This window comes from Variovorax sp. PDC80 (assembly GCF_900115375.1).
In the GTDB taxonomy this organism is placed as follows: Bacteria; Pseudomonadota; Gammaproteobacteria; order Burkholderiales; family Burkholderiaceae_C; genus Variovorax.
Window position 1 is genome coordinate 471045 of sequence record NZ_FOWG01000003.1, and the last position, 15023, is coordinate 486067.

Below are 15023 nucleotides of genomic sequence, written 5' to 3' on the forward strand. Positions count from 1 at the left end.
CGCGGGGGACCCGCGGCTTGCGTATGATTTGCCGCTCCCCGCCTACATGACCATCCCCGCTTCATTCATCCAGGAACTCATCGCGCGCGCCGACGTGGTGGAAATCGTCGGCCGCTACGTGCAGCTCAAGAAAGCCGGCGCCAATTTCATGGGGCTGTGCCCCTTCCACGGCGAGAAATCGCCCTCCTTCTCGGTCAGCCCGACCAAGCAGTTCTATCACTGCTTCGGCTGCGGCGCCCACGGCAACGCCATCGGTTTCCTCATGGAGCATGCCGGCATGGGCTTCGTGGAGGCCGTGCACGACCTCGCGGGCCAGTACGGCCTGCAGGTGCCGGAAGACGACGCCTCGCCGGCCGAGCGCGCCCGCGCCGCCAGCCAGCGCCAGAAGCAGGCCACGCTGACCGACGTGCTCGAGAAGGCCGGCGACGCCTTCCGCAAGCACCTGCGCCAGGCGCCCGGCGCCATCGACTACCTGAAGGGCCGCGGCGTCTCGGGCGAGATCGCCAAGCAGTTCGGCATCGGCTACGCGCCGCCGGGCTGGCGCACGCTCGCGGGCGTGTTCCCCGACTACGAGGACCCGCTGCTGGCCGAAAGCGGCCTGGTGATCGTCAACACCGAGGACGGCCAGGTCGAGGCCAGCGAGGCCAAGCGCTACGACCGCTTCCGCGACCGGGTGATGTTCCCGATCCGCAACGTCAAGGGCGAATGCATCGGCTTCGGCGGCCGGGTGCTCGGCGACGAGAAACCCAAGTACCTGAATTCGCCCGAAACCCCTGTCTTCAGCAAGGGCCGCGAGCTCTACGGCCTCTACGAGGCCCGCGCCGCCTTCCGCGACCGCGGCTACGCGCTGGTCACCGAGGGCTACATGGACGTGGTGGCGCTGGCCCAGCTCGGCTTCCCGAACGCGGTGGCCACGCTCGGCACGGCCTGCACCACCGAGCACGTGCAGAAGCTGTTCCGCTTCACCGAGTCGGTGGTGTTCAGCTTCGACGGCGACGCCGCCGGCCGCCGCGCGGCGCGCAAGGCGCTCGACGGCGCCATGCCCTATGCCACCGACACGCGCAGCATCAAGTTCCTGTTCCTGCCGGCCGAGCACGATCCCGACAGCTTCATCCGCGAGTTCGGCGCCGAGGCCTTCGCGCGCTTCGTGCAGGAGGCCACGCCGCTGTCGCGCTTCATGATCGAGGCCGCGCGCGAGGGCTGCGACCTCGGCACCGCCGAGGGCCGCGCCCACATGAGCAGCAACGTGCGCCCCTTGTGGAGCGCGCTGCCCGACGGCGCGCTCAAGCGGCAGCTGCTGAGCGAGATCGCCACGCTGGTGCAGCTCGACGCGGCCGCGCTGTCGGACCTCTGGGCCACGGCGGCGGCACCGCGCGGCGGCGGCGGGGCCTCGCGCCAGGCCGAGCGCAGCCAGGAACGCCCGCCCGACGACGACGGCTACTTCCCCGAACCGCCGGTCTACGAAGAGCGCGAGCGATACTACGAAAACGATAGCAAGAAACGGCCTTTCAACAAGCGTTTCGGCCGTAAGGAGCCGCCGCGCGAACCGATGCGCGGGCGCAGCCAGCCGCTGAGCCGGCCCGACATCGCGGTGCGCCTGCTGCTCGCCAACATGGCGCAGTGGGAGCCGCTGTCGCACGAGGTGCACCTGATGCTGTGCGAACTGCCCGGGCCGCACGGCGCGCTGTTCACCTGGCTCGACAGCCAGCTGCACGAGCACGGCGCCCAGCCGTGGGCCGCGCTGCGCGAAGGCATGCGCGGCCAGGAGTTCGAGGCGCTGGCCGACAAGCTGATGACGGCCTCGGAAGGTGGCGCCCCCGTCGATCCGGAAGCGAGCGAGAACGATCTGCTGGCCGAGGCCGCGCGCGAGCTGGGCAGCGTGCTCGATTTCATGCTCGACGACCGCCTCAAGTTCCAGCAGAGCGAGGCCATCGCGGCCGTCGGCAAGGATCCGAAGGCGCTCGAACGCTACAAGGCGCTCGAGGCGCGGCGGCTCGAATTGCGCGCCCGCATGCGTCCCAAGACGGTGTAATTGCTTGAAATTTGCGCAAGACGCTATAATGTAGGGCTTCGCAACTGGCGAAATCGGCAAGAGCGACAGCAGCACCTCCGGACCGGCCCCTCGCGCAACGCACTCCACGGCAACCCCGCTGGAAAGGGCCAATAACCGCAAGGACTGCACACCAAATGATCGCCCGACATCTTGCCTATTGAGGATTTATTCCTCTTTTGCCCAATTGTTCCTGTCCGGCTGTGCCGGGCTGGCGGCGCTGTCTTCGCGGACCGCGCCCGTGTGATTTCGTGTGATCCCGCTTGTCCATTCTTGTTGTAACGAGGTCGTATGCCCAGTTCAAAGAAGCCTGCTCCTTCACCCGCCAAAAGCGCCGCCGCCAAGCCTGCAGCCGAAAAACCGTTGAAAGCAGCCGCTTTGCCGGCAACTAAGACGGGTGCAGCCGCGTCAAAGGCGGCAGCCGCAACGAAAGTGAAAACCGTGCCCACGAAATCGACGACCACCACCGACGACACCAAGAAGACAGCCGCCAAGACGGCTGCGGCAGGCGCTGCCGCCCCCGCCGCCAAGAAGGTCGGCCGCCCGCCCAAGGCCGCCAGCACCGCTGCCGCCGCGCCCGCCACCGGCGCCAAGCGCGGCCGCAAGCCCAAGGCCGACAAGGATGCGCCCGAGAGCGACGTCGACCTGTCGGACATCGAGGACGACCTGGCCGGTGACGAGCCGGTGGCGGCCGTGGCGACGACCGAAGAGAAGGTCAAGCCGCTGCGCATGAAGATCAGCAAGGCGAAGGAACGCGCCTTGATGAAGGAATTCGGCCTCGACGAGACCGTGCTGTCCGAGGAAGACCTCGCCAAGCGCCGCTCGCGCCTGAAGACCCTGATCACGCTGGGCAAGACCCGCGGCTACCTCACGCACGGCGAAATCTCCGACCACCTGCCCGACAAGCTGGTCGACGCCGAGACCATGGAAGTCGTGGTCACCATGCTCAACGACATGGGCGTGGCCGTCTACGAGCAGACCCCCGACGCCGAAACCCTGCTGCTGAACAACACCGCCCCCACCGCGACCACGGTGGAGGAAGCCGAGGAAGAAGCCGAAGCGGCTCTCTCCACGGTGGACAGCGAATTCGGCCGCACCACCGACCCGGTTCGCATGTACATGCGCGAAATGGGCACGGTCGAACTGCTGACCCGCGAAGGCGAAATCGAGATCGCCAAGCGCATCGAAGGCGGCCTGATGGCGATGATGGAGGCCATCTCGGCCTCCCCCGCCACCATCGCCGAGATCCTGCGCCTGGCCGCCGAGATCCGTGAAGGCAAGGTCGTCATCTCGACCATCGTCGACGGCTTCTCGAACCCGAACGAGGCCGACGACTACGTGGCCGAGGAAGACTTCGACGAATTCGACGAGGAAGACGACGACGACGGCAAGGGCGGCTCCAAGGCCCTGACCAAAAAGCTCGAGGAACTCAAGAACGAGGCCCTCTCGCGCTTCGACCGCATCGCCGAGATGTTCGAGAAGGTGCACAAGGTCTACGACAAGGAAGGCTACGGCACGCCCTCGTACACCAAGGCCCAGCAGTCCCTGTCGGACGAGCTGATGACCATCCGCTTCACCGCGCGCACCATCGAGCGCCTGTGCGACCTCGTGCGCACCCAGGTCGACGACGTGCGCAAGAAGGAACGCGAGCTGCGCCGCATCATCGTGGACAAGTGCGGCTTCCCGCAGGACGAGTTCATCCGCGACTTCAGCGGCTTCGACAAGAACGGCAACCGCATCGCCTCCAACCTGCTGAACCTCAAGTGGGTCGAGAAGCAGGCCGCCGCCGGCAAGCCCTGGAGCGCCGTGCTCGCGCGCAACATCCCGCCGGTGCAGGAACTGCAGCAGAAGCTGGCCGACATCCAGTCGCGCGTGGTGGTGCCGCTGACCGAGCTCAAGGACATCAACAAGCGCATGAACGAGGGCGAATCGTCCTCGCGCGATGCCAAGAAGGAAATGATCGAGGCCAACCTGCGCCTCGTGATCTCGATCGCCAAGAAGTACACCAACCGCGGCCTGCAGTTCCTCGACCTGATCCAGGAAGGCAACATCGGCCTGATGAAGGCGGTGGACAAGTTCGAATACCGCCGCGGCTACAAGTTCTCGACCTACGCCACGTGGTGGATCCGCCAGGCCATCACGCGCTCGATCGCCGACCAGGCGCGCACCATCCGCATCCCGGTGCACATGATCGAGACCATCAACAAGATGAACCGCATCTCGCGCCAGCACTTGCAGGAGTTCGGCTTCGAGCCCGACGCCGGCATCCTGGCGGCCAAGATGGAGATCCCGGAAGACAAGATCCGCAAGATCATGAAGATCGCGAAGGAGCCGATCTCGATGGAAACCCCCATCGGCGACGACGACGATTCGCACCTGGGCGACTTCATCGAGGACAGCAGCAACACGGCCCCGATCGAGGCCGCGATGCAGGCGGGTCTTCGCGACGTGGTCAAGGACATCCTCGACTCGCTGACGCCGCGCGAAGCCAAGGTGCTGCGCATGCGCTTCGGCATCGAGATGTCGACCGACCACACGCTGGAAGAAGTCGGCAAGCAGTTCGACGTGACGCGCGAGCGCATCCGCCAGATCGAGGCGAAGGCCCTGCGCAAGCTCAAGCATCCGTCGCGTTCGGACAAGCTGCGCAGCTTTATTGATACGCTCTGAGCCGGTCTCCCGGTATTTCCCCGACAAGGAGGCGCCCGCAAGGGCGCTTTCTTTTTTGGGCCCCTCTGCGACAGATGCAAAGATAAGAAGAATGGAGCAATCCTCATCATGAATCCCGATGCAGACAAACTCTGGCAAGCCCCGCGCTGGGCGCTGGCCGTGCTGCTCGCGGTGCTCGGCATGCTCGGGCCCTTCTCCATCGACACCTACATCCCCGCCTTCTCGGGCATCGCCCGTTCCATCGGCGCGACGCCGGCCGAGATGCAGCAGACGCTCTCGGCCTACCTGTTCGGCTTCGCGTTCATGAACCTGTTCCATGGCGCGCTGTCCGACAGCTTCGGGCGTCGGCCGGTGGTGCTGTGGGGCCTCGCGGTGTTCACGCTGGCCTCGCTGGGCTGCGCGCTGTCGCAGACGATCACGCAGCTGGTGCTGTTCCGCGGCCTGCAGGGCCTGTCGACCGGCGCGGGCATCGTGGTCTCGCGCGCGGTGATTCGCGACATGTTCCCGCCCGCCGAGGCCCAGCGCGTGATGAGCCAGGTCACGATCTACTTCGGCGTGGCGCCCGCCATCGCGCCGATCGTCGGCGGCTTCCTGTTCGTGCACGCGGGCTGGCACGCGGTGTTCTGGTTCCTGGTGGCCGTGGGCGTGGTGCTGTTCGCCGCCAACTACAAGCTGCTGCCCGAGACGCTGCATCCCTCGCACCGCCAGTCCTTCCACGTGCGCCACCTGCTGCGCGGCTACTGGGACCTGTGCTCCGACCCGCGCTTCCTGCTGCTGGCCTTCGCCAGCGGCGTGCCCTTCAACGGCATGTTCCTCTACGTGCTGGCGGCGCCGGCCTTCCTCGGCGACCACCTCGCGCTGCAGCCGCAGCAGTTCTTCTGGTTCTTCCTGCTGACCATCGGCGGCATCATGCTCGGCGCGCGCGCCAGCGGACGCATGGCCGGCAAGGTGGCGCCCAAGCGCCAGATCCGCGACGGCTTCCTGATCATGCTCGTCACCTCGGTGGTCAACGTGATCGCCAACACCTTCTTCCAGGCCCACGTGGCCTGGGCGCTGTGGCCGCTCGCGGTGTTCGCCTTCGGCTGGGCGCTGATGGTGCCGGTGGTCACGCTGCTGGTGCTCGACCTGCATCCCGAACGCCGCGGCATGGCCTCCTCGCTGCAGGCCGTGATCGGCTCCACCGCCAACGGCATCGTGGCCGGTGCGGTGGCGCCGCTGGTGATGCACTCCACGCTGGCGCTCGCGCTGACCTCGACCCTGATGCTGGCCATCGGCCTGGTGGCCTGGGTCTGGCTGCACGGCCGCTGGCCCGACATCGGACGGCGCGTCGCCCACGAGGGCTGAAGCGGCGGCAGGCGAACGAACAAGAACAACACAGAGACACTCTTCGATCCGCATGTCCTCCGCCAACAAGCTCCTCGTCTATCTGCGCGCCTGGCTGCCGGGCCGCACCACCGTCGATGCGCGCGAGCGCCTGCGCGCCATGGGCGGCGCGGCGCTCGGGCTGCTGATCACCGCGCTGATCTGCCGCTGGATCGCGCAGACGCTCGGCGGCAATGCCGTGTGGCTGATCGCGCCGCTGGGCGCCAGCGCGGTGCTGGTGTTCGCGGTGCCGGCCAGCCCGCTCGCGCAGCCCTGGTCGGTGGTGGGCGGCAACACGCTGTCGGCCATCGTGGGTATCGCCAGCGTCAACTGGATTCCCGACCCAGCCGTGGCCGCAGCGGTCGCAGTGGGCGGCGCCATCGGCCTGATGTTCGTCGCGCGCTGCCTGCATCCGCCGGGCGGCGCCGCGGCGCTGCTCGCGGTGCTCACGCACACCACGCACCTATCGTCGGCCTTCTTCCCCTTCTTCGTCAACTCGCTGCTGCTGGTGCTCGCGGGCGCGGCCTACAACAGCTTCACCGGCCGGCGCTATCCGCACGTGCAGGTGGCGCAGCCGCCGCGCGCCGACGCGCGCTTCAGCCAGGCCGACATCGATGCCGTGCTCGCGCGCTACAACCAGGTGCTCGACATCAGCCGCGACGACCTCGAGTCGCTGATCCAGCAGACCGAGCTCGAGAGCTACAAGCGGCGGCTCGGCACGCTGCACTGCGACGACATCATGTCGCGCACGCCGATCACGGTGGAATTCGGCACGCCGCTGCAGGAGGCCTGGGCGCTGATGCACGAGCGTCGCATCAAGGCGCTGCCGGTGGTCGACCGCACGCGCCGCGTGGTGGGCATCGTCACGCAGGCCGACTTCTTCCGCCAGCTCGACCTGGCGCACCACGAAGGCATCGCGGGCCGGCTGCGCGACTTCATCCGCGCCACCCGCACCGTGGTGTCGAACAAGCCCGAGGTGGTGGGCCAGATCATGACGCGCCAGGTGCGCGTGGCCAGCGCCGACCGCCCCGTGGTCGAGCTGGTGCCGCTGTTCTCCGAGGGCGGCCACCACCACATCCCGATCATCGACGCCGAGAAGCGCCTGGCCGGCATGATCACCCAGTCGGATTTCGTGCGCGCGCTCTACAGCGCGGTGCGGCCCGGGAACTGACTCCCCTTTTTCTTCAAGGAGGCATGCGCATGGCCTGGATCGTGTTGTTCTTCGCCGGCCTGCTCGAGGTGGGCTGGGCCATCGGCCTCAAGTACACCGAGGGCTTCAGCCGCTTCTGGCCCTCGGTGGGCACCATCGCGTCGATGGCGCTCAGCGTGGTGCTGCTCGGCTGGGCGATGCGCACCTTGCCGGTGGGCACGGCCTACGCGGTGTGGACCGGCATCGGCGCGGTCGGCACCGTGGTGCTGGGCATCGTGCTGTTCCAGGAGCCCTCGAATGCCGCGCGGCTGGTCTGCGTCGGACTGATCGTCGCGGGCATCCTGGGCCTGAAGCTCACGAGCGCGCACTGAGCGCCCGCGCGCTCACTCCAGCACCACGTTGGCCTTCTTCACCAGCGCCGCGTAGCGCGCCGCCTCGCTGCGGAAATAGGCCGCCGCCTGCTCGGGCGTGGTGGGCTTGATGAGGTTGCCCTGCTTGTCCATGGCCTCGCGCACCTCGGCGCTCGCGAAGGCCGCGGCCACGGCATCGTGCACGCGCTGCACCTCGGCCGCCTGCATCTTCGCGGGCCCGATCACCGCGAACCAGCCCTCGACCACGTAGTTCGGCAGCCCCTGCTCGGCGATGGTCGGCATCTCGGGCGCGGCCGGCGAGCGCGCCGGGCCGCACAGGCCGATGGCGCGCAGCGCGCCGCTCTTCAGGTGCGGCTGCACGGCCGGCAGCGCCACCACGCCCATCTCGACCTGGCCCGCGATCATGTCGGTGACCATCGGGCCCGTGCCCTTGTACGGAATGTGCCGCGCCTTCACGCCGGCCTCGTCCATGAACATCTCACCGGCCAGGTGGATGATGGTGCCGTTGCCCGAGGAGGCGTAGTTGTAGCCCTCGGGCTTGGCGCGCAGCAGCGCCACCAGCTCCTTCACGTTCTTCGCCGGCAGCTTCGGGTTCACCGCCAGCACCAGCGGCGTGGCGCCCACCACGCTGATCGGCGTCACGTCGGCGATCGGGTCGAAGGGCATCTTCCTGAACACCGCCGGGTTGATGACGTGGTTGTTCGACACCATGCCCAGGGTGAAGCCGTCGGGCGCGGCCTTGACCACGGTCGAGGTGCCCGTGATGCCGCCCGCGCCCGGCTGGTTCTCGACCACCACCGGCTGGCCGAAGGCCTTGCCGAGCGCCACCGTGGCGGCGCGCACGATGGCGTCCACGCCCGAGCCCGCGCTGATCGGCAGGATGAAGCGCACGGGCCGGTCGCCCTGCGCCCAGGCGGGCCAGGCGGCGAGCGCGGCCGCGCCGGCACCCAGGCCCAGCAGCGCGCGGCGGTTGATGAAGGAAGGCAGTGGGTTGCGCATCGTCTTGTCTCTCGTTGTAGTGGGGAAAGAAAACCGGCCTAGGCCACGGCCGCGTCGTCGAGCAGCGCCTGCATCTGCGCCTCGCCATAGCCGAGCTCGGCCAGCAGCTCGCGCGTGTGCTGGCCCAGCGTCGGCGGATCGAGGCGCACGCCCAGGCGCTCGCCGCCCAGCGTGATCGGGAACAGCGTGGTCTGCGCGGTCTGGCCCGCGCGCTCGCCGTCGGGCAGGCGGATGTCGGCCAGGCCGCCGGTGGCCAGCAGGTGCGGATCGGCGTAGAGGTCCTCGGGCCGCACGATCGGCGCGAACGGCAGGCCGCGCGCCTCGAAGAGCGCCGACAGCTCGGCGGCCGGACGAGAAGCCAGCCGCGCGCGCAGGTCCGCCAGCAGGCTCGGGCGCAGCCGCACGCGGTCGTTGTTGGTGCGCAGCGCCGGGTCGGCCTTGAGGTCGTCGAAGCCCAGGGCGTCGCAGAAGCTCTGCCACTGCGCGTCGCTGACCGCGGCCAGGAAGATCTGCTCGCCGTCCTTCACGGTGAACACGTCGTACAGCGCCCAGGCCGAGATGCGCTCGGGCATCGGCGCCGCGGCCTGGCCCGTGATCGCGTACTGCAGCATGTGCTGTCCGACCAGGAACACGTTGTTCTCGAACAGCGCCGAATGCACCTCCTGGCCCTCGCCGGTCTGGCCGCGCTGCATCAGCGCGGCCATCGCGCCGATGGCGCCGAACATGCCGCCCATGATGTCGTTGACGCTGGTGCCCGCGCGCAGCGGGTCGCCGGGCCGGCCGGTCATGTAGGCCAGCCCGCCCATCATCTGCACCACCTCGTCGAGCGCGGTGCGGTGCTCGTAGGGGCCGGGCAGGAAGCCCGTGTGGTTGACGTACACCAGACGCGGGTTGAGCCGGCGCAGCGCCGCGTAGTCGAGGCCGTACTTCCCCATGGTGCCGGGCTTGAAGTTCTGCGCCACCACGTCGGCGCCGGCGCACAGGCGCAGCGCGGCCTCGAGCCCCTGCGGGTGGCGCAGGTCGAGCGCGATGCTCTTCTTGTTGCGGTTGAACATCGGGAAGAAGCCCGCGCCCGCGCCCAGCAGCTGGCGCGTGCGGTCGCCCTCGATCGGCTCGACCTTGATGACCTCGGCGCCGAGGTCGGCCAGCACCATGCCGCAGGTCGGCCCCATCACCATGTGGGTGAACTCGACCACGCGGATGCCGGCCAGCGGCAGAGGCTTGTCCTGGGACGTGCTCATGCCGCCACCTCTTCCAGCGCGAAGGTCTTCGGGAAGCCCGCGCGCCACAGCGTGCCCTGCAGGGTCTCGCCGTCCAGCCATTGCGCCACGCGCTCGCGCAGCGCGAGCAGCTGCCGCAGGTCGACGCCCGTGGCCACGCCCATGCTCTGCAGCATGAACAGCAGGTCCTCGGTGTCGACGTTGCCGCTGGCGCCCGGCGCATGCGGGCAGCCGCCGATGCCGGCCAGGCAGGCGTCGAAGCGCGCGATGCCGACCTCGAGCGCCGCATAGACGTTGGCCAGCCCCAGCCCGCGCGTGTCGTGAAAATGGCCGCACCACAGCCGCTCGCCCGCGATGGCCCGCGCGCGCTCGAACAGGCGGCGCACCATCGCCGGATCGGCATAGCCGACGGTGTCGGCCAGGCTCACGCGGTCGGCGCCCGCATCGAGCAGCGCCTGCATCAGCCGCAGCACCTCCTCGGGCGCCACGGGGCCCTGCAGCGTGCAGCCGAAGGCGGTGCCCACGCCGCCCTCGATCAGCGTCCTCGAGCCCGCGGCATCGCGCGCGGCGCGGATGCGGCCGACCTCGGCCACCACCTCGTCGGGCGTCTTGCGCAGGTTGGCGAGGCTGTGCGCATGGCTGGCCGACAACGGCACCACCAGCAGGTCGGCCTCGCCCTCGATGGCGCGCTCGGCGCCCTTCAGGTTGGGCACCAGCACCGAGGCGAACAGGCCCGGCAGCGTCTTCGCGAAGGCCAGCAGCTCGGCGGTGTCGGCCAGCTGCGGCAGCAGCCGCGCGGGCACGAAGGAGCCGACCTCGATCTCGCGCTGGCCGGCCGCGTGGGCGGCGCGGATCCATTCGCGCTTGTGCGCGGTGGGCAGGGTGCGGGCGATGCTCTGCAGGCCGTCGCGCAGGCCCACTTCGCGCACGGTGGCGCGCGGCGGCAGGAAGGCGTGCGGGCGCGCCGGGGCGGAAGGTTCGGTCAAGGCGGTGTCTCCGTGGGATGGGTATCTGGAATCGGCGTCATTCTTAGACTTTCCGATTCGATGCAGAAGCTATATTTCGGAAGCCGATTCGTTCCGAATCGGAACACCACGAAAACCACGGAGCCGACGCCATGCGCGACCTCGACCTCACCACCCTGCGGCTGTTCGTCTCGGTCTGCGAGACCCGCAGCATCGCGCGCGCCGGCGCCCAGGCCAGCATCGTCGGCTCGGCCATCAGCAAGCGGCTGGCGCAGCTCGAGGACACGCTGGGCACGCCGCTGTTCGTGCGGCGCCGCCGCGGCGTGGTGCCCACGGCCGCCGGCGAAACCCTGCTCGAGCATGCGCGCGCCATGCTCGGCAGCGTGAACCGCATCGAGCGCGACATGGCGGCCTACGCGGGCGGCATGCGCGGCCACGTGCGCATGCTGGCCTCGGCCTCGGTGATGGCCGAGTCGCTGGCCGAGGACGTGGCCGATTTCCTGCAGGACCCGGCGCACCGCAACATCCGCGTCGACATGGAAGAGCGCGTGAGCCCCGAGATCGTGCGCGGCATCCGCGAGGGCGTGGCCTCGATCGGCCTGTGCTGGGACGCGGCCGACCTCGAGGGCCTGCAGCGGCGCGACTACCGCAGCGACCACCTCGCGGTGGTGGCGCATCCCTCGCACCCGGTGGCACGCATGCGCGAGGTGCGCTTCGAGCAACTGCTCGACCACGAGTTCGTCGGCATGCCCGCGCTCAGCGCGGTGCAGCTGCTGCTCGCGCGCGAGGCCACGGCCGCGGGCAAGCCGCTGGTGCACCGCGTGCTGGTGTCGAACTTCGACGCCGCGCTGCGCGTGGTGCGCGCCGGCCTCGCGATCAGCGTGGTGCCGGCCGAGGTGGCGCAGCCCTTCACCGCGGCCTACGGCCTGTGCCTGATGCCGCTGGCCGACCCGTGGGCGAAGCGCCGCTTCGCGATCTGCTTTCGCGACGAGGCCTCGCTCTCGCCCGCGGCGCAGCTGCTGGTGGCGCACCTCGAGAAGCTGGCGCGGCGCGACTGAGCCGGCTCATTCGTCCAGATTTCGAAATGATCCTTTGCGCGGGAGCCGGTTTTTGTTTCGTTCGGCGCAATCCACACTGCGGGCTTCACCTGTCACACCCTCCTCCGCAGAAAGAATCATCGCCATGTTCCGCCGCAGCTTCCTTGCCGCCACCGCGCTCGCCGCCCTCTCAACCTTCCCCACCTTCGGCATCGCCGCATCCGCCGCACCCTTGACCCTCGAGGTCTACAACCCGGGCGCGGCCTCGCTGTTTCCCGTCTCCTCGAGCATCGTCTCGGGCGAGAAGGAGGCCGTGCTGATCGACGCCCAGTTCCAGCGCAACGACGCCCAGGCGCTGGTGAAGAAGATCCAGGCCGGCGGCCGCAAGCTCGCCGCCGTCTACATTAGCCACAGCGACCCCGACTACTACTTCGGCCTCGACGTGATCCGTGCCGCCTTCCCCGACGCGAAGATCGTCGCCACGCCGCAGACCGTGGCCGCGATCCAGGCCTCGAAGGACGGCAAGCTGGCCCACTGGGGCCCGATCCTCAAGGACAACGCGCCGCAGTCGCTGGTCGTGCCCGAGCCGCTCGCGGGCAACACGATCGAGCTCGAGGGCCGCAAGATCCAGGTCGTCGGCCCCACGCCCGCGCGCACCGTCGCCTGGATTCCCTCGCTCAAGACCGTGGTCGGCGGCGTGCCGGTGTCGGCCAACATCCACCTGTGGGTGGCCGACACGCAGACGCCCGAGTCGCGCCGCGACTGGCGTCGCACGCTGGACCGCATCGCGGCGCTCAAGCCGAAGACCGTGGTGCCCGGCCACTACCTGCCGAACGCCGACGGCTCGGCGCCCTCCACGCTCGCCTCGGTGAACTTCACGCGCGCCTACCTGCGGGACTTCGAGACCGAGGCCGCCAAGGCCAAGGACTCGGCCGCGCTGATCGCCGCGATGAAGAAGCGCTACCCCAAGCTGGAAGACGCCTCCTCGCTCGAACTGAGCGCGAAAGTCATCAAGGGAGAGATGAAATGGCCGCAATGAACCCGGGCAGCCACGAAGGCACCACCCTGCACTGCATCTTCGACCCGCTGTGCGGCTGGTGCTATGCCGCCGCGCCGCTGGTCGAGGCCGCGCGCGAGGTGCCGGGCCTGCGGGTCGAACTGCATGGCGGCGGCATGATGACCGGCGCCAACCGCCGCGCCATCACGCCGCAGTGGCGCGACTACGTGCTGCCGCACGACCGCCGCATCGCCGAGCTCACGGGCCAGCCCTTCGGCGAGGCCTACTTCGAGGGCCTGCTGCGCGACGGCACGGCCGTGATGGACTCCGAACCGCCGACCACCGCGATCCTCGCGGCCGAGTCGCTGCGCGCGGGCGGCGCGCTCGACATGGCGCATCGCGTGCAGCGCGCGCACTACGCCGAGGGCCGGCGCATCGCCGATGCCGAGGTGCTGCAGGCGCTGGCCGTGGAACTGGGCTTCGACGGCGAAGCCTTCGCCGCGGCCTTCGCGCGGCTGTCGGGCGAAGCGACCGCCCAACACATCGAGGCCAGCCGCGCGCTGCTGCGCCGCGTGGGCGGCCAGGGCTTTCCGACCTTCGTGCTCGCGCGGCCCGATGGCGGCGCGAGCCGGGTCGACATCGGCCCGTGGCTGGGGCGGCCGGACGCGTGGAAGGCGCAGCTCGCGAGCTTCGCAACGCCGTCCGCGCCGGGACATCCGACCCTGGACAGCTGCGGCCCCGACGGCTGCGCGATCTGAAAACGGCCCGCCGGCCTGGACAGCCGGCGGCCGTGTTTCGTCGCGGAAGCGCTGAATTCGGAGGCTTCGCGGACAAATGAGAACTATTCTCGACAATAATCCGCCGGCGATCCGCGCGCCATCCCCCTTCCCATGTCCGCCCAACTCTCCCCCAGCCCGCTGTTGAAAGCCTTCCAGGACAGCTACCAGGAGCTGGTGCGGTTCATCGCGCGCCGCACCGGCAGCACGCACGATGCACGCGAGCTGGCGCACGACACCTGGGTCCGGCTGGCCGAGCGCGCCGAGACGCGCGAAACCGAGCCCGCGCCGCACGAAGGCGCCGCGCGCGCCTACGTCTACGCCGTGGCCGAGAACATCGCCATCGACCACCTGCGCCGCCGCCAGCGCAGCGCCGAGCGCTTCAGCCCGGTGGCCGTCGACATCGAGGCGGAACCGGCCGCCCAGGACCCCAGCACGCGCGACGTGGCCGACGGCGTCGCCCACCGGCAGGCGCTCGACGCGGTGGATGCCGCGCTGCGCGCGCTGCCACCGCGCAGCCGCGACATCTTCCTGGCCGACCGGCTCGAGGGCGCCTGCCATGCCGAGCTGGCGCTGCGCCATGGCGTATCGGTCAAGACCGTCGAGCGCGAAGTGATGCGGGCCCTCGACAGCGTCGAGGCCGCGCTGCACCGCTGGCGCGGCGAGGCGGCGCCCGCGCGCACCGGCCGGCGCCGCGCGCTGTCGGCGCTGCTCGGCGTCTGTGGCCTGGGTGTCGGCAGCGCCACGCTCTGGCAGGCATGGCGCCAGTGGGTGCCGGGCTACAGCGCCCTGTTGTCGACCCCGATCGCCCGCATCCGGACCCAGGCGCTGCCCGACGGCAGCAGCCTCACGCTCGATGCCGCGAGCCGCGCCGAGGTCGTCTACTACGCCACGCGCCGCACGGTGCAACTGCTGGCCGGCAGCGCCTTCTTCGAGGTGGCGCGCGACGAGGCGCGGCCCTTCGTGGTCCATGCGCTGGGCCACGAGATCACGGTGCTCGGCACGCGCTTCGAGGTCGCGTTGCAGGACGGCGGCGTGCGCGTGGCGGTCGAATCGGGCCAGGTGCGGGTGCGCAGCGCAGGCGGCGAGGAACGCACCCTGGGCGTGGGCGATCGTGCCTTCATCGATCCGGTGCGGCCGCTCTCCACCTCGCATCCGGCCGGCGCGGCGGCGGTCGCGCCGTGGCGCGAAGGCTGGCTCGACTTCGACCGCCAGCCGCTGGCCGAGGTGGTGGAGCGTCTCGCGCGCTACAGCCCGCGCCCGCTGCGCGTGGCGCCCGATGCCGCGCAGCTCCCGGTGTTCGGCCGGGTGCGCATCGGCGAGGCCGGCGACTGGCTGCGGCTGCTGCCGCGCAGCCTGCCGGTGCGCGTGCGCGAAGACGACGGGGCCGACCGCGCCCTGGTCATCGAACGCCGGCCCTCCTGAAGGC

11 protein-coding genes and 1 pseudogene are annotated in these 15023 nt (G+C 69.8%); 9 read left to right on the forward strand and 3 right to left on the reverse strand.

The window, feature by feature from the left end; genetic code table 11:
• The first annotated feature begins 46 nt into the window (after positions 1-46).
• From dnaG to sugE, 5 genes are all read left to right on the forward strand, one after another.
• Positions 47-2032 carry a DNA primase gene (gene dnaG / locus BM109_RS12110; protein ID WP_093343061.1) on the forward strand — a complete coding sequence of 662 codons (1986 nt, stop codon included), beginning with the start codon at positions 47-49 and terminating at the stop codon, positions 2030-2032.
• Between the two features lie 309 nt (positions 2033-2341).
• Positions 2342-4717 (forward strand): RNA polymerase sigma factor RpoD, encoded by a 2376-nt coding sequence (gene rpoD, locus BM109_RS12115; protein WP_093343063.1) that lies wholly within the window; start codon positions 2342-2344, stop codon positions 4715-4717.
• 108 nt (positions 4718-4825) lie between these two features.
• Positions 4826-6061 carry a multidrug effflux MFS transporter gene (locus BM109_RS12120; RefSeq protein ID WP_093343064.1) on the forward strand — a complete coding sequence of 412 codons (1236 nt, stop codon included), beginning with the start codon at positions 4826-4828 and terminating at the stop codon, positions 6059-6061.
• A 52-nt stretch (positions 6062-6113) separates the two neighbouring features.
• Positions 6114-7250 (forward strand): HPP family protein, encoded by a 1137-nt coding sequence (locus BM109_RS12125; RefSeq protein WP_093343066.1) that lies wholly within the window; start codon positions 6114-6116, stop codon positions 7248-7250.
• A gap of 29 nt (positions 7251-7279) precedes the next feature.
• Positions 7280-7600, forward strand: a complete 321-nt coding sequence (gene sugE, locus BM109_RS12130) for a quaternary ammonium compound efflux SMR transporter SugE (RefSeq protein WP_093343472.1) — start codon at positions 7280-7282, stop codon at positions 7598-7600.
• Between the two features lie 12 nt (positions 7601-7612).
• On the opposite strand, the gene BM109_RS12135 is transcribed toward sugE, so the two are convergent.
• The 3 genes from BM109_RS12135 to BM109_RS12145 are packed head-to-tail and all read right to left on the reverse strand — an operon-like array spanning position 7613 to position 10805.
• Entirely contained in the window at positions 7613-8599 is a 987-nt protein-coding gene (locus BM109_RS12135; protein ID WP_093343067.1) for a tripartite tricarboxylate transporter substrate binding protein, read from the reverse strand.
• A gap of 38 nt (positions 8600-8637) precedes the next feature.
• Complete coding sequence (locus BM109_RS12140) at positions 8638-9840, reverse strand: CaiB/BaiF CoA transferase family protein (RefSeq protein WP_093343069.1); 1203 nt, start codon at positions 9838-9840, stop codon at positions 8638-8640.
• Positions 9837-10805: a hydroxymethylglutaryl-CoA lyase gene (locus BM109_RS12145; RefSeq protein ID WP_093343070.1), complete on the reverse strand. Its 969-nt coding sequence runs from the start codon at positions 10803-10805 to the stop codon at positions 9837-9839. Before BM109_RS12145 ends, BM109_RS12140 begins: the two co-directional genes overlap by 4 nt.
• Positions 10806-10936: 131 nt before the next feature.
• On the opposite strand from BM109_RS12145, the gene BM109_RS12150 reads away from it, so the two are divergent.
• The 4 genes and pseudogenes from BM109_RS12150 to BM109_RS12165 all read left to right on the forward strand — a co-directional run bounded on the left by BM109_RS12150 (position 10937) and on the right by BM109_RS12165 (position 15019).
• A complete protein-coding gene (locus BM109_RS12150; RefSeq protein WP_057590428.1) occupies positions 10937-11842 on the forward strand; it encodes a LysR family transcriptional regulator in 906 nt (301 codons plus the stop codon).
• Between the two features lie 124 nt (positions 11843-11966).
• Positions 11967-12854, forward strand: a pseudogene (locus tag BM109_RS12155) (MBL fold metallo-hydrolase); the annotation flags it as partial.
• Complete coding sequence (locus tag BM109_RS12160; protein WP_093343073.1) at positions 12848-13576, forward strand: DsbA family protein; 729 nt, start codon at positions 12848-12850, stop codon at positions 13574-13576. The pseudogene BM109_RS12155 and the gene BM109_RS12160, both read left to right, overlap by 7 nt.
• A gap of 132 nt (positions 13577-13708) precedes the next feature.
• Positions 13709-15019 (forward strand): sigma-70 family RNA polymerase sigma factor, encoded by a 1311-nt coding sequence (locus tag BM109_RS12165; RefSeq protein ID WP_093343075.1) that lies wholly within the window; start codon positions 13709-13711, stop codon positions 15017-15019.
• Positions 15020-15023: the final 4 nt, after the last annotated feature.